This window comes from Micromonospora sp. R311 (assembly GCF_056780015.1).
Map to the genome: position 1 here is coordinate 58,838 of NZ_JBSWCE010000035.1, position 20,441 is coordinate 79,278.

Consider the following 20,441-nt stretch of genomic DNA (forward strand, 5'->3'; position numbering starts at 1 on the left):
CGGCTCTCCTCTCCGGGTCGGTCCGTCATCGAGCGGTGGCCGGCAGCGGCTGGGCGGGGCGTTGCATCACCTGCTGGCGCACCGAGATGCCGTCCGGGCTGCCCTCGGAGCGCACCACCTCGCCGGTCTCCAGCACCTGCTTGAACCGGCGCAGGTCGTCGCGGACCTGCTGCTCCGGTTCCTCGCCGAAGAGCTTGGCCACCGCCCGGCCGAGCGCGCCGGCCGGCGGGGCGTAGCGCAGCTGGACCCGTACCTCGGTGCCCCGGTCGCCGGGGGCGGGCACGAACCGCACCCGGCCGGCGTTGGGCACCCGCGCACCGGGCAGCGACCGCCAGGCCAGCGACCGGTTCGGCCGGTCATCGATGATCTCCGCGTCCCACTCGACCGCCCGGCCGGCGGGGCCACGGGCGATCCAGTGCGAGCGGCGCAGATCCTCGGCGCGCACCGACTCCAGATGGGACATGAACCGGGGCAGGTTCTCCACGTCGCGCCAGAACCGGTACGCCTCGGCCGGCGTGCGGTTGACGGTGACCGCCAGCTCCATCCGGATCAGCCGCTGCCGGGCCCGGCGGGCGCGGCTGGCCCGTACCGCGGTGACCACGTCGACCGCGGCGATGCCGGCGATCACGGCGGTGGTGATGGCGACCCGCCGGCGCCGCTCGTCGCGGCGGTCGGCCCACGCGCGGGCGAGCAGGGTGAGATCCATGGCGTCACCGGCCACCCGGGTCCACGCCCAGCCGGCCGGCCGGCGGCCCCTGATCAGCCCGGCCGCGTGCCCCAGCTCGCGGGCGCCGACCGCCGGGATCACCGCGCGGGCCGCGGGCGAGTCGTCCACTCCGGTCAGTCGCGCGAGGGGGCCGGGCGCGGCGAGCGCGCCCGCGCCGAGCGCGAGGCTGAGCCAGCCCAGCGCCCGGGGCAGCAGCGCGGTCGGCTCCGGCCCGTCCAGTTCGGGCAGTAGCACCTCGTCGGACCTGTCCACGGTCAGCCTCCCTCGGTCGGCACGAGGCCGCCCGGTGGGACGGCGGGCGGCCTGGCGGTGAATCCGTCACCGTGACGCTATGCCCCGGAAACGGTCCTTGAACCCGATTCCGGCGAGGTGGTGGCGTCCGTCCGGGTTGATCGACTCCGCATCGGCGATCCGGGGGTGTCCGGGCGGAGTGGACGACCCCGTTCCGGCGACGTGGTGTGGCAGCCTGACCGGGTGAACGCGGCCTTGAGTGAACCGGAGCCGGTCAGGTTGGAGATCGACGGTGCCGAGATCGCGGTCCGCTTGGCAGGCGATCAGCAGAAGCCGGCGCTTCTCCTGATCCACGGGTTTCCGACCTCCTCGGCGTCGTTCCGGAACGTGATCGACACCCTCGCGCAGACCTGCTTCGTGATCGCTCCAGACCTTCCGGGGTTCGGCGGTTCCGAGCCGATCGACCGGCCCTCGTTCGCGCGGTTCGCGCACGTGATCGACGCACTGCTCGCGCGACTCGACGCCCGGTCCTTCCACCTCTACCTGCACGACTACGGAGCGGCGGTGTGCCTCCAGCTCGCCACCCGCGCTCCGCACCGGATCCGCAGCCTCATCGTCCAGAACGCCAACGCCCACGACAGCGGGTTCGGGCCGCAGTGGGCGGCCACCCGGGCCTACTGGGACGACCCCACCCCCGAGCGGGAGGCCGAGGCGACCGCACACCTGACCTTCGAGGGGGTGCGCGACCAGTACGTGGGCGGCGTACCTCGGGACCTCGCCGAGCGCATCGACCCCCGGCGGTGGGCGGAGGACTGGCGGGTCATGTCGCTTCCCGGCCGGCTGGAGACGAACCGTGCGCTGGTGCTCGACTATCGCCACCACGTGGCGCGCTTCGGGGAGATCGCCGACTACCTCGATCGCTGGCAGCCCCCGGCGCTGATGCTGTGGGGGCGGCACGACATCTTCTTCGACCTGGACGAGACCCTCTCCTGGTTGAGGGCGCTGCCGCGGATGGAGGCGCACATCCTCGACGGACCACACTTCCTGCTGGAGACCCACCCGGCCGAGTGCGCCGCCCTGATGGACGCCTTCATCCGGCGGGTGGAGGCACAGCGCCGCCGGTGAGCGGCCGCCGAATCACCGGGCCGGGCCTACCAGCGTCGCCGCCTCCCGCAGCGCGGCGACCGCCGTCCGTACCGCCGGCGCCTGCTCGACCGCGTCGTGCACCACCGCCTGGATCGACCGGATCGGTGTCGGCCGGACGAGCCGGACGCGGGTCACGCCGTCGGGCAGCTGGGCCGCGCCGAGCGCGGGGAGCACCGTCAGGCCGATACCGGCCGCGACGAAGGCGAGTGCCGTCGGGTAGTCGTGCGCCTCGACCCGGAAGGCCGGGCTGAACCCGGCGGCGGTGCAGGCCTCGATGAGGTTGTCGCGGCACCAGCCGCGGGCGAAGTCGTTGTCGACCCAGCCCTCGTCGGCGAGCTCAACCAGGTCCACCTCCTCGTGCCCGGCGAGACGGTGCCCGGCGGGCAGCACGGCCACGTAGGGATCGTCGCGGAGGTGCTGGGTGGTGAAGCCGGAACCGGGGTCGAAGCCGGGGCGGGCCACGACCACCTGGACGTCGGCGCGTTCCTCCCGGCTGTCCGGGATGTGTTCGCGCAGTCGCAGGTCGAGCCGGACACCGGGGAGCTCGGTGAGGATGCGCCGCACCACGAGCGGCATCCACGCCGCCCCGACCGACGCGAAGTACGCGATGGACAGGGCGCCGGTGCGGCCGGTCCGCAGGTCGGCGATGAGCGACTCGGCCGCGCCGAGCCGGGCGAGCACCCGCTCGGCTTCGGCGGCCAGGGCGTGCCCGGCTGCCGTGGGCCGCAGGCCCCGCCCGGCCCGGGCGAGGAGCGTGAGGCCCGTCTCACGCTGGAGCGCGGTGAGGTGCTGGCTGATGGCGGAGGGGGTGTAACCGAGGTTGGCGGCGGCCGCCTGGACGGACCCGGACGCCACGACGGAACGGAAGACACGGAGACGGTGGACGTCGAGCACGCCACCACAATAAAGCCTCACTAAACAGTTGTGAAGAAATAGTCGCTGGTGCTGAACATTCGGGCGCACCAGAATCGCCCACATGACCCGTACGCACCTCATCGCCGCCCCGACCCGACCAGACGCCACCGGGGGCGACCGCGCCGGGGTGCACCCCCGGTCCTGGCCGACCGTCGCCGCCGCCGGGACGACGGTGTTCCTGTGGGCGTCGGCGTTCGTCGGCATCCGCTTCGCCGGGCACGACTACTCCCCCGGCGCGATGGCGCTGGGCCGCATGGCGGCGGCGTCCGCCGCGCTGAGCGCGTTCGTGGCACTCACCGCCGGCGTCCGACGCAGGCGAGCGCCGCACGTCACGCCGGGGCCGGAGGACCCGACGCCCCGCCGGGCCGCCCTGCCCCGCGGCGGGACCCTGGGGCTGATCGCGCTGTGGGGCGTGGCCTGGTTCGGCGGGTACAACGTGGCGCTCAACGCCGCCGAGCGGCTGGTCGACGCCGGCACGGCGGCTCTGCTGGTGGCGATCGCGCCCATCCTCGTCGCGGTGGCCGCCGTCGCCGTCCTGGGCGAGCGGCTCACCGGCCGGCTCGGAGTCGGGGTGGCGATCGCCTTCGCGGGCGTCACCTTGATCGCGGCCGGCGGCTTCACCGGGCAGGCCGACAAGGTCGGCGTCGCGCTGGCGGTGCTCTCCGCCGTGCTGTACGCCTTCGGCGTACTGCTGCAGAAACGCCTGCTGGCGCGGGTGGACGCCGTGACGATGACCTGGCTCGGCGCGCTGGCCGGGACCGCGGCCCTGCTGCCGTTCGCGCCCGCGCTCCTCGCGGAGCTGGCCGCGGCCCCGCCGCCGGCCACCCTGGGCATGCTCTACCTGGGCGTGTTCCCGACCGCGGTCGGCTTCCTCACCTGGGGCTACGTGCTGTCCCGCTGGACCGCCGGTCGCACCACCGCCGCGACCTACCTGGCGCCGCCGGTGACCGTGCTGCTGTCGTGGACGCTGCTGGGCGAGGTACCGGCGCCGCTCGCCCTGCTCGGCGGCGCGCTCTGCCTGACCGGCGTGGTGCTCGCGACCCGCCGCTGACGACCGCCACCCAACGCCCACCCCGATGTAAAAGTTTCTAGACATGGTGTCAAGAACGCCTTACTCTGACCGTGTCAAGGATTCTTTACATCGGGAGGCGGTCATGACGCACGAGGAGAAACGCGCCTGGATCATGCTGGTCGTCAGCGCGGCCGGGTACGCCGTCTACGCCATCGTCGTGCTGAGCCGGGTCGACGGCGGGCCAATCGCCGCCACCCCCTACGCCGGCGTTCTGCTGTGGACGGTCGGCGGCGCCATCGCCGCGAGCATCCTGGCCGAGATCGGGATGGGCGTGGTGAACCCCCGCGCGTCCCGGGTCAAGGACGTGCGCGACCGGGAGATCGGGCGGCTCGGCGACCACGTGGGCCAGGCATTCGTCATCATCGGCGCGGTGTCGGCGATGCTCATGGCGCTGGCCGAGTGGGACTCGTTCTGGATCGCCAACGTCATCTACCTGTGCTTCGTCCTGTCGGCGGTGGTCGGCTCCCTGGCGAAGGTGATCGTCTACCGCAGGGGTGTCCCGCAGTGGTGAAGCCGACCCGCGTCACGAACAACATCCGCGCGCTGCGCTTCGCGCACCACGAGATGACCCAGGCCGAGCTCGCCGAGAAGATCGGCGTGACCCGGCAGACCGTCATCGCCATCGAGCAGGGCCGCTACTCGCCCTCGCTGGAGATGGCGTTCCGGATCGCCCGCGTGTTCGGTGCGCGGCTCGACGACGTGTTCCAGTACCCCGAGGAGGCGACACCGTGAAGGCCATCGTCCAGGACACCTACGGCCCGGCGGACGTGCTCCAACTCCGCGACATCGACCGGCCGGCCATCGGCGACAAAGACGTTCTCGTCCAGGTCCACGCGGCCGGGGTCGATCCCGGCGTGTGGATCTTCATGGCCGGCCGCCCCTACCTGGCGCGGCTGGCGAGCGGGTTGCGCCGACCCCGGGTGCCGGTGCGCGGCCGGGACCTGGCCGGGGTGGTGGCCGCCGTCGGCGCCCGGGTGACCCGGTTCCGGCCGGGCGACGAGGTGTACGGCACCTGCCTGCGTGGCTCGTACGCCGAGTTCGCGAGCACCCCGGAGCGGCGACTGGCCCGCAAGCCGGCCAACCTGTCGTTCACCCAGGCCGCCGCGGTGCCGGTCTCCGGGATGACGGCGCTGCGCGCGGTACGCGACAGCGGCGAGGTCCGCGCCGGGCACCGGGTGCTGGTCATCGGCGCGTCCGGCGGGGTCGGGTCCCACGCCGTGCAGATCGCCAAGGCGTACGGGGCGACGGTCACCGCCGTCTGCGCCCCGGCCAGGGCCGATTTCGTCCGCTCCCTCGGCGCCGACGACGTCCTCGACTACACCAGCGAGGAGGTCGACCGCGACGGCCCGGTCTACGACGTGGTCATCGACACCGGCGGCGACCGGCCGTTCTCGCTCCTGCGCCGCGCCCTCACCCCGCGCGGGACGCTGGCGCTGGTCGGCGGCGCGTACACCAAGGGCCCGGTGCTCAGCGGCTACGACCGACAGATGGTCCGCGCGCCCCTGCTGTCCCTGTTCGTCGGCCAACGGCTGCGCAGCGTCAGCGCCATGGAGCGAGTCGAGGACCTGGACGAGCTGGGGACGCTCATCGAGTCCGGCGCGCTCACCCCGGCGGTCGACCGCACCTATCCGCTGGCCGAGGCGGCGGACGCGATCCGGCACCTCCGGGACGGGCACCCCGGCGGCAAGATCGTCGTCACCGTGCCCGGATTAACCGGTCGTTGATCACCCGTGCCGGCTGTTAGCGTCGTGCCGTGTTCGCCACCGAACGGGTCCGACTGCGCCCGCCCACGCCCGACGACGCGCCGAACCTGTTCCGCCTGAAGAGCGATCCCGAGCTGCACCTGATCACCGACGGCGAGCCGTTCCTGCCGCGCCACGTCGGCCAGCTCCGGGCCTGGCTGGAGAGGCAGGTGATCGAGCCGCCCGACGGCCAGAGCCCGGTGCTGCTGCTGGCCGAGACCGTGGCCGACGGCACGTTCCTGGGCCGCGGCGTGCTGTGGGGGATCAACGCGTTCAACGGGTACGGCCACCTCGGCATCGCGCTGGTCCCCGAGGCGCGCGGCCAGGGGTACGGGACCGAGGTGATCGGGCTGCTCTGCCGGTACGGCTTCCGCAACCGCAACCTGCGCCGCCTGGAACTGGAGACGCTGGCCAGCAACGAGGCCATGCGGCGGACCGCGGAGGCGTGCGGCTTCACGCACGAGGGCACCCAGCGGGAGCGCGAGTACGACGGCGACGGCTTCGCCGACTTCGTGCTCTACGGCCTGCTCCGGCGCGACTGGAAGCCGTAGCCGGGCGCCTACCCCGGGGTGGACGCTGTTCGATCTGGTGCCCTTGCCGTCAGCGGGTCAGGCCGACCAGCGTCGCCAGGCGCGCCACGCCGGCCGGCGCCGGGTGGCCCCGGGCGACCTCGGCGATCACCGTACGCACCTGAGGCCGGCACCGGACCTCGGCCGGCGCGACGGCATCCGCCTCGACCAGCGCACGGGCCGCCCCGCGCAGGTCAACCACCAGTAGGTACGCCCGCGCCACGTCCACCAGGTACGCGGCCCGGTGCTCGGCCGGCAGCCGCCGCCACCCCGGCACCTGCGCCAGCTTCCCGTGCCGCCGCACCGCCGCACCGGCGTCCCCCAACTCGACCGCCGCCACCACCCGGGCCAACTCGACGGCGGCCGTACCGAAGCCGGTCCGGTGCGGGTCGTCGCCGGCCCGGACTCCGGCGGCGATCCCGGCGGCCCGGTCGGTCAGCTCCCCGGCTCGGCCGGCGTCGCCGCTGCCGGCAGCGGCCAGGGCGGCCTGGAGCAGCAGCGTCCCCTGCACGGCCGGCGCCTGCGCCGGCGCGAGGCGGCCCGCGGCGGCAAGCGTCGCGGCGAGGGCCAACCGGTGCCGGCCCAGCGCGCGCAGCGCCGCCCCGACCGACACGGCCGCCGCCGCGGAGAGCACCGGATCGCCGGCCGCCGCACCCATCGCCCGGTCGGCGGCCAGCCAGGCGAGGTCGGCCTCGCCGAGCTTCACCAGCAGCGACGAGGTGATCCGGTACGCCTGCACACGTAGCCGCGGTTCTGCGCTTTGCGTGCCGTCGAGCAGCCCCGGCAGCACCCGCACGAGCTGCGGATAGTGCCCGTGCTGGTAGGTCAGCCAGGCGTGCTCGACGTTCCGCCGGACCTCGCCTGTCGGCCTCGGTGGCGTGTTGTCGTAGCGGGCGAGGGCGGCCCGGATCCCGTCCACACCGTCGAGCGCCTGAGGTGTGGCCGGTGCCGGCGGCTGGTGCTGGCCGAGCAGCGCCATCGGGTCGACGCGCAGCACCTCGGCGATCTCCTGGATCACCGGGTACCGGTCCAGCGCGCGGACACCCCGCTCCACCTTGTCCACCCAGCTCTTCGACCGGCCGAGCCGGTCGGCGAGCATCTGCTGGGTCATCCGCCGCCGTACCCGCCAGCGCGCCACCCGGCGACCGATCGGCAGCTCATCGCTGGTCACTGCGCCACCGCCGGTCCGGCACCGCGCGGGTGGTCTCCTCCACGGGTACGCGCTCCGCCTCGGCCTGCTCCAGCAGGCGTTGCTTGGCAGCCTCCCGCTCGGCCGCCTCGACCTGCTCACCCCGGCTCCCCGACTCGTCCCCTGGCATCTCCACCTCCGTCAACCGGCATGCACCGTCGAACTCGGACTTCTGATGCCAGCCAATTCGACTGTTGATCGACGGAACAGATGACGGCCGCTGCGCGCCATTGCGCTGCGCACGACGCCGCTTGCGCGGGGTTGTGTGGGGTCACCACGTCGCCGCAGGAACCCATAGGCTCATCACTGTTAGTAGTCACTCGATGCCTGGAGGCATGACCATGGCGCGGCCGGTCACGAACGCGGCGTTCGAAGCACTGTTGAAGGCCGCTGGCTACGGCAACGCCCACGCTGCCTTCGCCCGCCAGTTGAATCACGCCGGCAGAGGCCACGGGACCTGGCGATACGACGCCGCCAGCGTCTACTGGTGGCTACGCGGACGACGACCCGCCGAGCACGTTCAGGTCACTATGACGGAGGTAATCGGCCGCAAGCTCGGTCGTCCCGTCGCCGTCACGGACCTGGGATTCGCCGCCGCCCAAACCGCCGAGGCCACTTCCTACCCATCCTCCGCCGGTCATGCGTTCGACGCGGCCGAGCAACTCTGGACGATGCTGGCCAGGCAGGCCAACCCGGCGTCCAGCGAGGCGTTCCAGAGCGGCATTGCGCTACAGGCCGCGCTGGCGTGGCGGTACGACCTGCCCGACCGTGCGATCAGCCGCAGTGGCAAGCAGCAGGTGACGGCTGGCGACATCCAGTCGCTATACGCCCTCGCGGACCATTTCACCGATCTCGACCGACGTCATGGTGGCGGCTCGCCTCGGGCGAGGGCGCTCATGGCCGACTTCCTCGTGCGCCAACTCACCCCGATGTTGCGTGGCACCTACACCGACGCCGTTGGACGCGAACTCATGCGGGCCGCCGCGATGCTCTCCGGCCAACTCGCCTTCATGTCCTACGACGCAGGCGACCACCGCATCGCTCAACAGCACCTGACGATCGCGCTACGGCTCGCCAAGGCCGCCGACGACCGCCTCTACGGCGCTCACCTACTGGCCAACCTCGCCACCCAGGCCGTGTACCTCGGGCACGCCCAGCAGGCCACACGGCTGGCGGAGGCCGCCATCGACGGGGCAGGCCGTGCCCCGGCCGGTGTCCGCGCTCGGCTCTACACGGCAGCCGCCAGCGCCTACGGCCGGCTGGGCGAAAGACGTGCTTGTCAGAGCGCACTCGCCAAGGCCGAACGCGCCCTCGAACGGATGAACCTGGACGTCAGCCCGCGGTGGGTCAACTACTTCAGCCCAGCCCACTTCGCGGGCACGGAGCTGAAGTGCCTGAGCGACCTGCACCTGTACCGGCGGGCCCTGCGACACGCACCCGATGCGATCACTCTCGCTGGCCAGAACGCCCGGACGCGCGCCCTGCACACCGCCCTCATCGCCACGACTCATGCCCGCGCTGGGGACATCGACACCGCCTGCGGCTGGGGTCGGGAGCTAGCACGGCATGTCGCGGACGTCCACTCTGCCCGCGTGAACCGCCGCGTCCGCGAACTCACCGCCACGCTGACCCCTCATCAAGCGATGCCCCAGGTCAACGAACTTCTCCTTGCCCTCGCGGCCACCCCACTGCCCAAGTAGCGCGAGTCGGCATTGAGACGCTTCGGCTAGCGTCACGATGTGACCTGGACGGAGCCCGCCACCTGGTACGCCAACCTGCCCGCCTTCTACGCCGCCGCAGCCGCCTTCATCACCGACCCGGCCGGCAATGTCCTCCTCGTCAAACCCACCTACCGCAACCACTGGGCCTTCCCTGGCGGCTACGTAGACGAAGGCGAATACCCGCATCAGGCGTGCGCCCGCGAGATCCGCGAAGAGTTGGGTGCTGCTGTAGCCGTGGGTGACCTACTCGTCGTGGACTGGGCACCCGCCGCCGGGCAGCGGCCACGCGCCCTCGTCCACTTCACCTTCGACTGCGGGACCGTTACCGGCCTCGACAGCTTCGACCTAGCCGGACAAGAACTGGAAGACATCGCCTTCTTCTCGGCTCAAGAGGCAGAGCAGCGTCTGCCGGACAACGTCGCTTCACGTGTCCGTCCGGCGATACAGGCCCGAGGCCGAAACAGCGCGGCGTATCTTGCCGGTGGTTCGGCTGTCCCATCGAGCTGTTGATCGGTCCAATGAGGGCGAGGGTTCAGGCGCAACCAACAGATGTGCTCGGACCTCTAGAGCCAGTCAGGCCCAGGCTGTCAACAGATTCCGGCGCGAAGGTCGACTCGTCCGTCGCCCACCAGCTCGGCCGCTCTCACATGGCGGCTGGCCTGCCGTTCCTTTGGGTGCTGCTGGTCGTCGGTCGTTGGTGGTCGATGTCTGACGGCCCTGTGATGACCCGGACGGCCCAGGGGCGGCCCAGGGGCGGCCCAGGGGCCCAGGGGCCCAGGGGCGGCCCAGAATGGCTACAGCGCCTCCGGGCAATGCGGTCTACCGTGACATCGTTCGGGCCAATCTCATCCTCGACGCCGGTGCCTCGCCCTGTTGCTTCCGATCGCCTACCGCCACCAGAGCGGGGGGCGTGAGGTGGCGGTACCAGCCTTTCGGGACGCTCGGGACCAGTTCAACGCCATCTACGCCAGCCAGCGCCTAGACCTTCCCTTTGATGGGATGCTGCTGGTCGGCTACTGACAGCCTCGAAGCTGAAGCCGCCGCAGGAGATGCGGAGCGAAGGAGCAACCACTTCCAGCAACCCGTTGCCCGATCTCGGCGCGGCACTGGTCACGAGCACCGACCCCAGGTCAACGGTTGGACTGGGTGCCGCCGCGCAACAGCTCGGGGGCGACGGCGCCACGGGAGGGGTTCTAGAAACTAAGGCCGATCGGCTTCCCTTCTTCCTCCGATAGGATTACCTTCCAGCCATGGCCTTACCGGACTACCCGTCCCTGAAGCGTGATATATCGTCCGTCCTCTATGAAGTGATGAAGACGTATCAGGATGCGCAACTGGGTCCGTTTGCCAAATCTCCGATCTCGTATTACCACGAAGGAGACGGGGCGGATTTCTCGACGGTCCAAGGAGAGGTCAAGGATGTCGAGTTCAAGGACTTTTCTCTGGAACGTCCCCTTGTACTATCTGACCTCCCGACAATGACGCATGAGGAGATCTTGGGCGTCGTGGCATCGTTCGGCAGCGACTTCGGATCGAATCTGGCAAAGTCATTCTATGAAAGTCTCGGCAGCACCTTGGAGGATGCAGGGCAAACCATCAGCAACGAGGGCCGGCCAATAGATGCCGAATTCTTGCTTAGGGTGCTTGAGTCACTCGAAATCAGCTTCGATGACAATGGCAACCCTAACCCTCTTGACATCGCCGGGGGCTCACAAGAAGTGCGGCAGCAAATCATGCGTATTCAGGCCGAAGACGAGTCTTTCCGGGAAAGAGCCAAGGCGCTCATGGATCGCAAGCGGGAGCAGTGGATTGCAAGAGAGAGTAATCGAAAACTGGTTGATTAATGCTAACGAGCTTTCCTTCACAATTCCCTACGCCCAACTGCTTGCGCTAAAAGGGCACCGGATCCTGCACATCTCGCCAAAGAAGGCCACCCTTGAGCAAGGCAAGGACATCACGTCGATTGATACCGACGGGGTGGTCCACTGCTTCCAACTCAAGGGTGGCGATGTTACCTTGGAACGATGGCGAACAGAGATTAAGCCAGAGATTGATGTCATGGTGGACGTGCCGCCGAAGCACCCCTCATTGAGCGATAACGTGGAGTGGGTGTGCCACCTGGTCGTCAACGGCGAATTCAAGGGCGAGGCTCTCCGCGAGGTCTACGACACGCGGCAAGCTTGGAGTAGTCGTGGCAAGAGAAGCTTCGATACCATTGTTCGCGGCGAACTTATGCGCGATTTTTGTGACGCCTATGGGATATACCTTCCGAGGGCGCTAGATGACTTCTCCAGTTTTCTTGACTTGTACAGGGAACACGGGTTGGAGCCCCTAAACAAGCCGCTCCTATCTTGCCTGATTGAAGGGTTCTTCAGTCGGATCCTGCCTGACGACGCAAAGAGGCCGTCGAATAACGAGATTCGCCAGACCTTGAATGCGGCGGCAATTTCGGTGGGCTATCTGCTGGGCAACAAATACCGTGCGCAGAACTATGTGGCAGTCATTGAAGGCTGGCTGATGCTTCTCTCCTATATGTGGGGAGTAGTCGAGAAATCCGGGCTAGATGCCAGGCTATGGAAGCCGTGCCAGGAAGTGATCGAAAGGGCCATAGAGGACGCATTCGACGACCTTCTAGCGGAAGTCAAAGAGAGGTCACACTATGCGGAGCCGGCCGATGTGCCTTACGCGGACGCCTATGTCTACAAGTCCCGGGTTACTCTCCTAGCCGGACTCTTTGCGGCCCATGCGCTGAGCAAGATACCGCAACATGGCGATTTCGATCAGCAGCAGGACATTGCGGAGTTCTTGAGCGAGGCGCTGGATAATTTGCTCATCGAGATGAAGACCGAAGGGCAGTGTGTTCAGCTTGCGCTTGCGGCAGTCGCATTCAATGCACTTGGCGACAGCTATCGGGCTAGGAAACTGAACGGGTCCTGTTTTCAAGCCCTCCTGCACTACGGAGGTAAGGATGCGATTTTTGACCCGTACGCCGACATTCAGGATGTGTTGAGGTCGAGCCTTGACATCGCATTGCGCCCCATCCGGCCGCCGTCGGGAACCAGTTCCTACGTGATGGAAGGAATGGTGTTGATTCAAGCATACTTGGGGGAGCGTGATGCACTTGGCGAGTGGTGGCGCAAGATTAGCCACACCAGCTTTCAGACATTCAAGCCACGCGATCAATGGCAGTGGTTCTACTGGCGAAGCCCTAACGGCAAAGTAGAAGGGCGGTTTCCGGCGCAGACCCAAAGTTGGGCCTTGCTGGTCGAATCTGCGCGGCAGCCCGATGAAGGGATACCTCAGCAGTTGCGACAACAGCCTCATTACATCCCATTGCTACTCTGGCTTATGCCACACCGCTTCTCCGCATCTTCGGTGCGCAACATGCTGGCCGCCTTGCCGGCATCGGCAGATAGCCCTGGCGCACCTCCTGCCCATTAGCGATGCCGCGCCGGCAGAAGTCAGCCGGGCCACGCGGTTGACGCTGCGCGCGAGGCCGTGGTGGGGATGCGGCGCGAGTGCCGCCGGCAGGCCCTGGCCTGCCGGCAATAGCCGGCCTGAGGGGTCCCAGAGGCTCCGGGGTCAAGGGCGGCCGGCCCGTAGGGCCGTCGCGCAGCGATGTGAAGCACCCAAAAGGCGGAGGGGCGAACCCGCATCCTCCGCGCCGCATCCCCACCACCGCCGGCGGTGAGTCGCCCAACGGCGGTGCGACGGCCGCTGCGCCCCGGCCGGCCGCCGGCGCGTGCGGCCGTTGCGGGTCGCCTTGAAGACCGTCGCATCACGCCAAATGCTTGACGTGATTCAGGCCGTTGGCATGCACAACCTTGTGCAAGACTGCCGGCGTGATCAGGCCGGCTGACGACGAGGGTGCCCTGGACGTCGGGGAGCTTCTTCCGATCCAAGGGGGAACCTGGGGCGGGCTGCTGTTCGACAACCCGAGGATCGGGCTGCTGCCGGCCTTGACCTGGAGCTTCCGCTTCCCGTTCCAGGAAGTGGCCCGGGACTATGGGAGTAGCCCGGTCTTCCTGGACATCGACTGGCTACCCCTGCCCGGGGTCAGCTGGCGCAGCATGGCAGGCCAAGCGGTCCAAGGTGCTGGCGAACCTGCTGAGTCCAGCGTCTACTTCTTCCAGCATCACCAGTACGACCTCATCGATCTCGAGATCGTCGAGCAGCGTGATCGAGGGATCCACGCCCGCGTCATGCTGACGGGTGACTTGGACGGCTTGGGCATCGACCCCGTCACTGCCGACGCATGGCTACGCTTCACCGGCATTCGGGTGTACCTGAGTGACGTAACCGCGGCTGAGGCAGCGCTTCGTCGGCTTCAGGACTTCACCGAAACCGGCGGATTGTCCTACTTTTCGTCGCCCAACAGCCCATCCTTCCGTTTCGCGCCTGCGGATTCCTAGGGGTGTTCTCTGGCAGTTCGCCGGGACATCAGAGCGCCACGATCGCCGCCGTCTCCGCCGGTAGCTCGATCCGGTCCCGCATCACCGTGACCCCGTCCTGAGTGGCCAGCAGCACCCGCCGCGCCACCCCCGGCAGCGTGATCCCCTGCGGCTTGCCGGCGAGGTTCGCCACCACCAGCGTCTCCCCCCGCCGCATCACCAGGAAGTGGTCACCGTGGCGGACCTGCACCCGGTCCAGCCGCGGATCGGTCAGGTCGGGGCGAGCCTTGCGCAGCGCGATCAGCCGCCGGTAGAAGTCGTACACCTCGCGGTGTTCGGGCTTGTCCAGCTCAGCCCAGTCCAGCCGGGACCGCACGAAGGTCTGCGGGTCCTGCGGGTCCGGCACCTCCCCCGGCGGCCACCCGTGCGCGGCGAACTCCCGCCGCCGGCCGGTCGCCACCGCGGTCGCCAGCTCCGGCTCCGGGTGGCTGGTGAAGAACTGCCACGGCGTCGACGCCGCCCACTCCTCCCCCATGAACAGCATCGGCGTGAACGGCGCGGTCATCAGCAACGTCGCCCCGACCCGGAGCAGGGACGGCGACAGCGACGCCGAGATCCGGTCCCCCGTGGCCCGGTTGCCGATCTGGTCGTGGTTCTGCAGGTACGCCACGAACCGGTGCCCCGGCGTGCGCTGCCGGTCGACCGGCCGGCCGTGGCTGCGGTTGCGGAAGCTGGACCAGGTGCCGGCGTGGAAGAAGGCGCCGGTCAGCACCTCACCCAGGCATTCGAGGGAGCCGAAGTCGCCGTAGTAGCCCTGCCGCTCGCCGGTGAGCAGGGTGTGCAGGGCGTGGTGCGCGTCGTCGTTCCACTGGGCGTGCAGGCCGTAGCCGCCCGCCTCGCGCGGGATGATCAGCCGGGGGTCGTTCAGGTCGGACTCGGCGATCAGCGACAGCGGCCGGCCGAGGTGGGTGGAGAGCGACTCCACCTCGACCGCCAGCTGCTCCAGCAGCGGGGTGGCCCGGGCGTCCGTCAGCGCGTGCACGGCGTCGAGCCGCAGCCCGTCGACGTGGTAGTCGCGCAGCCACATCAGCACGCTGTCGACGATGTAGCGGCGCACCTCGTCGGAGTGCGGACCGTCCAGGTTGACCGCGCGCCCCCAGGGGTTGGTCTGCTCGGCCAGGTAGGGGCCGAACCGCGGCGCGTAGGCCCCGGAGGGCCCGAAATGGTTGTAGACGACGTCGAGGATCACCCCCAGACCCTTGGCGTGGGCCGCGTCGACCAGCCGTTTCAGGCCGTCCGGCCCGCCGTAGGGCTGGTGCGGGGCATACCAGCAGACCCCGTCGTAGCCCCAGTTGTGCTCGCCGTTGAAGGCGTTCACCGGGAGCAGTTCGACCATGTCGACGCCGAGTTCGACCAGGTGGTCGAGGCGGCCGATGGCGGCGTCGAAGGTGCCCTCCGGGGTGAAGGTGCCGACGTGCAGCTCGTAGAGGATGCTGCCGGGCAGTTGCCGGCCGGTCCACGACGTGTCGGTCCAGTCGAACGCGGCGTGGTCGTAGAGCCGGCTCGGCCCGTGCACCCCGTGCGGCTGCCACGCGGAGCGCGGGTCGGGCAGCGGCTGGTCGTCGTCGTCGAGCAGGAAGGCGTAGTCGGTGCCGGGGCCGGCGCCGGGCACCTCGACCCGCCACCAGCCGTCCGGCCCGGCGCGCATCGCCCGGTCGGCGCCGCCGGTCACGCGCAGCCGGACCCGGGCGGCGTCCGGCGCCCACACCGCGAATTCGGTCATGACGCAGCCTCCACGGACTCGGGGGTGGGAGCCAGCAGCGCGACAGGATAGGTGCTCAACAGATCATGAAGGAGCAGGTCAGACCCACTGTAGACCCGACCGGTGAACATGTCCGTAACTCGGTGAACGGAAATCGACAGGGTGGTCCGCCGCCAGCCGCCGGCGCGGGCCAGCGCGAGCGGCAGCCGGGTCGCCACCGCGATCGCGCCGCCGCGGTCGAAGGCGACCGCGTGCCGCCCGGCCGGGCCGTGCGCCGGCACCGGCCGGTAGCCGGTGAACAGCTCCGGGCGGTCCCGGCGCAGCCGCAGGGTGCGGGAGACCACCAGCAGCTTCGCCGCCCCGCCGGCGTCGACCGGGGGCCGCCAGCCGCCGTCGAGCCGGGCCAGCAGCTGCCGGCGTACGGCGAAGTCGACCGGCCGGCGGTTGTCCGGGTCGACCAGCGAGTTGTCCCACAGCTCGGTGCCCTGGTAGGTGTCCGGCACCCCGGGCATGGCCAGCTGCACCAGCTTCTGCCCGAGCGAGTTGGACCAGCCGGCCGGGGTGATCTCGGCGACGAAGTCACCGATCGAAGCGTTCAGGACAGCGTCGTCGTACATCGCGTCGACCATCGCGTGCATGGCTCGCTCGAACGCCGGGTCGGGGTCGGTCCAGCTGGTCGACGCGGCGGCCTCCCGGGCCGCCTTCTCGGCGTACGCATGAAGGCGCTCGCGCTCGATCGGCCAGGCGCCGACGGCGGTCTGCCACAGCAGGTGCGCGAACGCCGGGTCGGGCAGCGGCACCCGCGCCATCCAGTCGCCCACCAGCGACGCCCAGCGCTCCGGCAGCTCCGACAGGACGGCCAACCGGGCCCGCGCGTCCTCCGACCGCTTGGTGTCGTGGGTGGAGAGCGTGGTCATGCCCGCCGGCCAGCGCACCTGCCGGGCGGCGGCGGAGCGGTGGAACTCGGCCGGCGGCACGCCGAAGTGGGCGGGGCTGCCGCCGACCTCGTTGAGCGCCACGAACCGGCTCCACCGGTAGAACGCGGTGTCCTCCACGCCCTTGGCCATCACCGCCCCGGTGTACTGGGGGAAGCGTCGGGCCAGTTCGTCGTCCGGGTCGCGCAGCCGGCGGGTGACCGCGTCCAGGCCGCCGGTGAGGTCGGGGCGGCGCCGGCCGGCCTCGGCGCGGGCGGTGGCCAGGTGCCGGGCGCCCTCGGGCGGGTAGCCCCGGTAGACCGGGAAGGCGGCGGCGAGTTCGGCCAGCGCCGCCCGGGCCGTAGCCGGCTCCACCTCGGGGACCTGGGCGGCCAGCCGGGTCAGCTCGGCGGCGAGCAGCCGGGTGGCCGCGGCGAGCTTGGTGTCGTGGGTCAGGTTCTGCCAGGAGGTCGGCCGGCCGACCAGCCGGGTGTCCAGGGCGGTGAAGTCGGCCTCGGCGTCGGGGTCGACGAAGAGGCCGCAGACGGCCGCGAGCGCGTCGTAGCCGGTGGTGCCGTCCACCGGCCACTCCGGCAGCTCCTCGCCGTACTCCAGGATCTTCTCCACCAGCAGCCAGGCGTCCGGCGCGGCGGCCCGCAGCCGGGCCAGGTAGCCGGCCGGGTCGCGCAGCCCGTCCGGGTGGTCGACCCGGATGCCGTCGACCTCGCCGGCCGCCACCCAGCGCAGGATCTCGGCGTGGGTGGCAGCGAAGACCTCCGGGTCCTCCACCCGCAGGCCGGCCAGGTCGGAGACGGCGAAGAACCGGCGGTAGGTCAGCTCGGCGTCGCCGCGTCGCCAGGAGACCAGCTCGTAGTGCTGCCGGTCGTGCACCTGCCGGGGCGTGCCGTCGCCGGTGCCGTCGGCGATCGGGAAGCGGTGCTCGTGGTAGCGCAGCTCGCCGTCGGCGAGCTTGAGGTCGTCGAGAGCGTCCGGCGCGTCGGCCAGCACCGGCAGCAGCAGCCGGCCGCGGTCCCAGTCGATGTCGAACCAGCGGGCGTACGCCGACCCACGGCCCCGGCGCAGCACGTCCCACCAGGCCGGGTTGGCCGCCGGCACGGCCACCCCGGCGTGGTTGGGCACGATGTCCACGACCAGGCCGAGGCCGGCCGCCCGCAGGGCGCGCAGCAGCCGCTGCCGGCCGGCCTCGCCGCCGAGTTCCGGGTTGACCGTCCGGTGGTCGACCACGTCGTAGCCGTGCGCGGAGCCGGGGATGGCGGTCAGCAGCGGCGCGCTGTAGAGATCGGTGACGCCGAGGTCGGCGAGGTAGCCGGCGAGACCGGCGGTGGCGTCCAGGTCGGAGCCGGGGCGGACCTGCACCCGGTAGGTGGCGCGAGGGGTCGCGGACATGTCACGCCGCCCTCTCCAGCACCACCACGCAGCGGTCCGGGACGGTCAGCGCGCCGCCCGCCTCGACCACTGTCGGTTTCTCCGGTTCCGGTTCGGCGGTGCTGATCACCTGCTCCCACCGCTGCCCGAACTCGGCCGGCGGCAGGGTGAAGTCCAGCGGCGCGTCGTGGGCGTTGAAGCAGAGCAGGAAGGAGTCGTCCACGTGCCGCTGGCCGTACTGGCCGCGCTCGCGGATGCCCTCGCCGTTGACGAAGAGGGCCACCGAGCGGCCGAAGTCGTTGCCCCAGTCCTCGCCGGTCATCTCCCGGCCGTCCGGGGTGTACCAGGCCAGGTCCGGCAGGGGTGACTCGGCGGCCCGGCCGCCGACCGGCAGGCCGGTGAAGAACCGGCGGCGGCGGAACACCTGGTGCCGGCGGCGGAAGGCGACCAGCTTGCGGGTGAACTCCAGCAGGTCGCCGTCGGCGTTGTCCCAGTCCACCCAGGCCAGCTCGCTGTCCTGGCAGTAGGCGTTGTTGTTGCCGTGCTGGGTGCGGCCCAGCTCGTCGCCGTGGCCGATCATCGGCACGCCCTGGGAGAGGATCAGGGTGGCCAGGAAGTTGCGCCGCTGCCGGGCCCGCAGGGCGAGCACCGCCGGGTCGTCGGTCGGCCCCTCCACGCCGCAGTTCCAGGACCGGTTGTGGTTCTCGCCGTCCCGGTTCTCCTCGCCGTTGGCCTCGTTGTGCTTGTCGTTGTACGACACCAGGTCGGCCAGGGTGAACCCGTCGTGGCAGGTGACGAAGTTGATGCTGTGGAACGGGCGGCGCCCGTCGTCCTGGTAGAGGTCGGCGGAGCCGGAGATGCGGGAGGCGAACTCGGCGAGGGTGGCCGGCTCGCCGCGCCAGAAGTCCCGCACGGTGTCCCGGTACTTGCCGTTCCACTCGGTCCACACCGGCGGGAAGTTGCCCACCTGGTAGCCGCCCGGGCCGACGTCCCACGGTTCGGCGATCAATTTGACCTGGCTGACCACCGGGTCCTGCTGCACCACCTCGAAGAAGGTGGAGAGGCGGTCCACCTCGTAGAACTCGCGGGCCAGGGTGGCGGCGAGGTCGAAGCGGAAGCCGTCGACGTGCATCTCGGTCACCCAGTAGCGCAACGAATCCATGATCAGCTGGAGCGAGTGCGGGCTGCGCACGTTGAGGCTGTTGCCGGTGCCGGTGTAGTCGACGTAGTGGCGCCGGTCGTCCTCGCTGAGCCGGTAGTAGCTGGCGTTGTCGACGCCCTTGAAGCTCAGCGTCGGGCCGAGGTGGTTGCCCTCGGCGGTGTGGTTGTAGACCACGTCGAGGATCACCTCGATGCCGGCGGCGTGCAGCGCCCGGACCATGCCGCGGAACTCCTGCACCTGCTGGCCGAGCCGGCCGAGGGCGGAGTAGCCGTGGTGCGGGGCGAAGAAGCCGATGGTGTTGTAGCCCCAGTAGTTGCGCAGGCCCAGGTCGGCCAGCCGGTGGTCGTGCACGAACTGGTGCACCGGCATCAGCTCGATCGCGGTCACCCCGAGTGTCGTCAGGTGCTCGATCATCGGCGGGGAGGCGATGCCGGCGTACGTGCCGCGCAGCTCGTCGGGGATGTCGGGGTGGCGCATGGTCAGGCCGCGCACGTGCGCCTCGTAGATCACCGAGTGGTGGTACGGGGTGCGCGGCGGGGAGTCGTTGCCCCAGTCGAAGTACGGGTTGACCACCACCGACTTCGGCATGAACGGCGCCGAGTCGGTGCTGTTCATCCGCTCCGGGTCACCGTGCTCGTAGTCGTAGACCGCCGGGTCCCACCGCACGTCGCCGTCGATCGCCTTGGCGTACGGGTCGAGCAGCAGCTTGTGCGGGTTGCAGCGCAGCCCGTTCGCCGGGTCGTACGGCCCGTGCACCCGGTAGCCGTACCGCTGCCCGGGCTCTACGCCCGGGAGGTAGGCGTGCCAGACGTAGGCGTCCACCTCGCGCAGCTCGATCCGCCGCTCCGCGCCGGTGTCCCACTCGTCGAAGAGGCAGAGCTCGATCCGCTCGGCCACCTCGGAGAAGATCGCGAAGTTGGTGCCCATCCCGTCGTAGGTGGCGCCCAGCGGATAGCGCTCGCCCGGCCAGACCTGCATGTCGCTCCTTCGGCACAAGATCATGAGCGCACCCGCACCATGAGCACACCACGCGGCGGAGCCGGCGGTGTGCACGGCGGGTATTGCCCCGCCCGCTCCGCGGCCAATCCACCCGTTCGGCCGATGACCGTAATCCGCCCGACTGATCCGCGTTGAACCCTTCGGGTGTCGTCCGTCACCTTGACCCTTTTCGAGATGCGGGATCGGCGCCGGTGCCTTTTGCTTGTTCGCGGGACGCGCCCGCGCGTCACCGCCTCGGCCCTCGGCCACCCTTCCTTCCACTCCGCCGGCACCGGCGCCGGTGTGCCCCACCCTGCATGGACGGAGATTGATGTGACGACGCTGCGGGTCGGCGAGCCGCTCGCCACCGCCCCGGACCGGGCCTGCCGGCCCACCCTCACGTCCCGCCCGGCGATCCCGCAGCCCGCCGGCGGCGGCGCCCCACCGGCCCGGCGCATCCTGATGCTGTCCTGGGAGTACCCGCCGGTGCTCGTCGGCGGCCTCGGCCGCCACGTGCACGCCCTCTCCGTCGCCCT

The 20,441-nt window shown here is 70.3% G+C and carries 20 protein-coding genes; 12 read left to right on the forward strand and 8 right to left on the reverse strand.

Annotated elements, in window-relative coordinates; genetic code table 11:
• Positions 1 to 25: 25 nt before the first annotated feature.
• Both AC1WTP_RS26410 and AC1WTP_RS26415 read right to left on the reverse strand, forming a co-directional pair.
• Positions 26 to 979: an SRPBCC family protein gene (locus AC1WTP_RS26410; RefSeq protein ID WP_481651963.1), complete on the reverse strand. Its 954-nt coding sequence runs from the start codon at positions 977 to 979 to the stop codon at positions 26 to 28.
• Positions 980 to 1,045: 66 nt separating this feature from the next.
• Entirely contained in the window at positions 1,046 to 1,312 is a 267-nt protein-coding gene (locus tag AC1WTP_RS26415) for a hypothetical protein (protein WP_481651964.1), read from the reverse strand.
• Between the two features lie 33 nt (positions 1,313 to 1,345).
• On the opposite strand from AC1WTP_RS26415, the gene AC1WTP_RS26420 reads away from it, so the two are divergent.
• The gene (locus AC1WTP_RS26420) at positions 1,346 to 2,083 is read left to right on the forward strand and encodes an alpha/beta fold hydrolase (protein ID WP_481651965.1); all 738 of its coding nucleotides are present in this window, start codon (positions 1,346 to 1,348) and stop codon (positions 2,081 to 2,083) included.
• A 12-nt stretch (positions 2,084 to 2,095) separates the two neighbouring features.
• On the opposite strand, the gene AC1WTP_RS26425 is transcribed toward AC1WTP_RS26420, so the two are convergent.
• Positions 2,096 to 3,019, reverse strand: coding sequence for a LysR family transcriptional regulator (locus AC1WTP_RS26425; RefSeq protein WP_481651966.1), 924 nt, complete (start codon positions 3,017 to 3,019; stop codon positions 2,096 to 2,098).
• Between the two features lie 61 nt (positions 3,020 to 3,080).
• On the opposite strand from AC1WTP_RS26425, the gene AC1WTP_RS26430 reads away from it, so the two are divergent.
• From AC1WTP_RS26430 to AC1WTP_RS26450, 5 genes are all read left to right on the forward strand, one after another.
• Positions 3,081 to 4,070, forward strand: a complete 990-nt coding sequence (locus AC1WTP_RS26430; RefSeq protein ID WP_481651967.1) for a DMT family transporter — start codon at positions 3,081 to 3,083, stop codon at positions 4,068 to 4,070.
• 103 nt (positions 4,071 to 4,173) lie between these two features.
• Positions 4,174 to 4,602 (forward strand): hypothetical protein, encoded by a 429-nt coding sequence (locus AC1WTP_RS26435; protein WP_481651968.1) that lies wholly within the window; start codon positions 4,174 to 4,176, stop codon positions 4,600 to 4,602.
• Positions 4,596 to 4,823, forward strand: a complete 228-nt coding sequence (locus AC1WTP_RS26440) for a helix-turn-helix transcriptional regulator (RefSeq protein ID WP_481651969.1) — start codon at positions 4,596 to 4,598, stop codon at positions 4,821 to 4,823. Before AC1WTP_RS26435 ends, AC1WTP_RS26440 begins: the two co-directional genes overlap by 7 nt.
• Positions 4,820 to 5,815 (forward strand): NAD(P)-dependent alcohol dehydrogenase, encoded by a 996-nt coding sequence (locus AC1WTP_RS26445; RefSeq protein WP_481651970.1) that lies wholly within the window; start codon positions 4,820 to 4,822, stop codon positions 5,813 to 5,815. Before AC1WTP_RS26440 ends, AC1WTP_RS26445 begins: the two co-directional genes overlap by 4 nt.
• A gap of 29 nt (positions 5,816 to 5,844) precedes the next feature.
• A complete protein-coding gene (locus tag AC1WTP_RS26450; RefSeq protein WP_481651971.1) occupies positions 5,845 to 6,384 on the forward strand; it encodes a GNAT family N-acetyltransferase in 540 nt (179 codons plus the stop codon).
• Between the two features lie 49 nt (positions 6,385 to 6,433).
• Here the strand turns inward: AC1WTP_RS26450 and AC1WTP_RS26455 are convergent, their stop codons facing one another.
• Together AC1WTP_RS26455 and AC1WTP_RS26460 are read right to left on the reverse strand one after the other, a co-directional pair.
• Positions 6,434 to 7,513, reverse strand: a complete 1,080-nt coding sequence (locus AC1WTP_RS26455) for a helix-turn-helix domain-containing protein (RefSeq protein ID WP_481651986.1) — start codon at positions 7,511 to 7,513, stop codon at positions 6,434 to 6,436.
• A gap of 46 nt (positions 7,514 to 7,559) precedes the next feature.
• Positions 7,560 to 7,721 carry a hypothetical protein gene (locus AC1WTP_RS26460; RefSeq protein ID WP_481651972.1) on the reverse strand — a complete coding sequence of 54 codons (162 nt, stop codon included), beginning with the start codon at positions 7,719 to 7,721 and terminating at the stop codon, positions 7,560 to 7,562.
• Positions 7,722 to 7,926: 205 nt separating this feature from the next.
• Between AC1WTP_RS26460 and AC1WTP_RS26465 the strand changes: the two genes are divergently transcribed.
• The 5 genes from AC1WTP_RS26465 to AC1WTP_RS26485 all read left to right on the forward strand — a co-directional run bounded on the left by AC1WTP_RS26465 (position 7,927) and on the right by AC1WTP_RS26485 (position 13,724).
• Positions 7,927 to 9,291, forward strand: a complete 1,365-nt coding sequence (locus AC1WTP_RS26465) for an NsdA family TPR-like regulatory protein (RefSeq protein ID WP_481651973.1) — start codon at positions 7,927 to 7,929, stop codon at positions 9,289 to 9,291.
• A gap of 39 nt (positions 9,292 to 9,330) precedes the next feature.
• Positions 9,331 to 9,822: an NUDIX domain-containing protein gene (locus AC1WTP_RS26470; RefSeq protein ID WP_481651974.1), complete on the forward strand. Its 492-nt coding sequence runs from the start codon at positions 9,331 to 9,333 to the stop codon at positions 9,820 to 9,822.
• Between the two features lie 740 nt (positions 9,823 to 10,562).
• Positions 10,563 to 11,156: a hypothetical protein gene (locus AC1WTP_RS26475; RefSeq protein WP_481651975.1), complete on the forward strand. Its 594-nt coding sequence runs from the start codon at positions 10,563 to 10,565 to the stop codon at positions 11,154 to 11,156.
• On the forward strand, positions 11,122 to 12,753 hold the full coding sequence (locus AC1WTP_RS26480; RefSeq protein ID WP_481651976.1) for a hypothetical protein: 1,632 nt from the start codon (positions 11,122 to 11,124) through the stop codon (positions 12,751 to 12,753). The genes AC1WTP_RS26475 and AC1WTP_RS26480 overlap by 35 nt, the downstream gene beginning before the upstream one ends.
• Before the next feature lie 401 nt (positions 12,754 to 13,154).
• Positions 13,155 to 13,724, forward strand: coding sequence for a hypothetical protein (locus tag AC1WTP_RS26485; protein WP_481651977.1), 570 nt, complete (start codon positions 13,155 to 13,157; stop codon positions 13,722 to 13,724).
• Positions 13,725 to 13,752: 28 nt separating this feature from the next.
• Here the strand turns inward: AC1WTP_RS26485 and treZ are convergent, their stop codons facing one another.
• Genes treZ through glgX form a run of 3 tightly spaced genes read right to left on the reverse strand, consistent with a single transcriptional unit; the run spans position 13,753 to position 19,905 of the window.
• Complete coding sequence (treZ, locus tag AC1WTP_RS26490) at positions 13,753 to 15,486, reverse strand: malto-oligosyltrehalose trehalohydrolase (RefSeq protein WP_481651978.1); 1,734 nt, start codon at positions 15,484 to 15,486, stop codon at positions 13,753 to 13,755.
• Positions 15,483 to 17,786 carry a malto-oligosyltrehalose synthase gene (treY, locus tag AC1WTP_RS26495; protein WP_481651979.1) on the reverse strand — a complete coding sequence of 768 codons (2,304 nt, stop codon included), beginning with the start codon at positions 17,784 to 17,786 and terminating at the stop codon, positions 15,483 to 15,485. Before treY ends, treZ begins: the two co-directional genes overlap by 4 nt.
• Before the next feature lies 1 nt (position 17,787).
• Positions 17,788 to 19,905, reverse strand: a complete 2,118-nt coding sequence (glgX, locus tag AC1WTP_RS26500) for a glycogen debranching protein GlgX (RefSeq protein ID WP_481651980.1) — start codon at positions 19,903 to 19,905, stop codon at positions 17,788 to 17,790.
• Between the two features lie 333 nt (positions 19,906 to 20,238).
• Here glgX and AC1WTP_RS26505 point away from each other — a divergent pair.
• The coding region (locus AC1WTP_RS26505) for a glycogen/starch synthase (RefSeq protein ID WP_481651981.1) at positions 20,239 to 20,441 on the forward strand (203 nt) is incomplete at its 3' end.

Bases quoted from the DNA above. Each gene is read 5' to 3' on its own strand.
- AC1WTP_RS26430 (WP_481651967.1), top strand. From the start codon at position 3,081: ATGACCCGTACGCACCTCATCGCCGCCCCGACCCGACCAGACGCCACC.
- AC1WTP_RS26435 (WP_481651968.1), top strand. From the start codon at position 4,174: ATGACGCACGAGGAGAAACGCGCCTGGATCATGCTGGTCGTCAGCGCG.
- AC1WTP_RS26455 (WP_481651986.1), bottom strand. From the start codon at position 7,513: ATGACCCAGCAGATGCTCGCCGACCGGCTCGGCCGGTCGAAGAGCTGG.
- AC1WTP_RS26460 (WP_481651972.1), bottom strand. From the start codon at position 7,721: ATGCCAGGGGACGAGTCGGGGAGCCGGGGTGAGCAGGTCGAGGCGGCC.
- AC1WTP_RS26465 (WP_481651973.1), top strand. From the start codon at position 7,927: ATGACCATGGCGCGGCCGGTCACGAACGCGGCGTTCGAAGCACTGTTG.
- AC1WTP_RS26475 (WP_481651975.1), top strand. From the start codon at position 10,563: ATGGCCTTACCGGACTACCCGTCCCTGAAGCGTGATATATCGTCCGTC.
- treZ (WP_481651978.1), bottom strand. From the start codon at position 15,486: ATGACCGAATTCGCGGTGTGGGCGCCGGACGCCGCCCGGGTCCGGCTG.
- treY (WP_481651979.1), bottom strand. From the start codon at position 17,786: ATGTCCGCGACCCCTCGCGCCACCTACCGGGTGCAGGTCCGCCCCGGC.
- glgX (WP_481651980.1), bottom strand. From the start codon at position 19,905: ATGCAGGTCTGGCCGGGCGAGCGCTATCCGCTGGGCGCCACCTACGAC.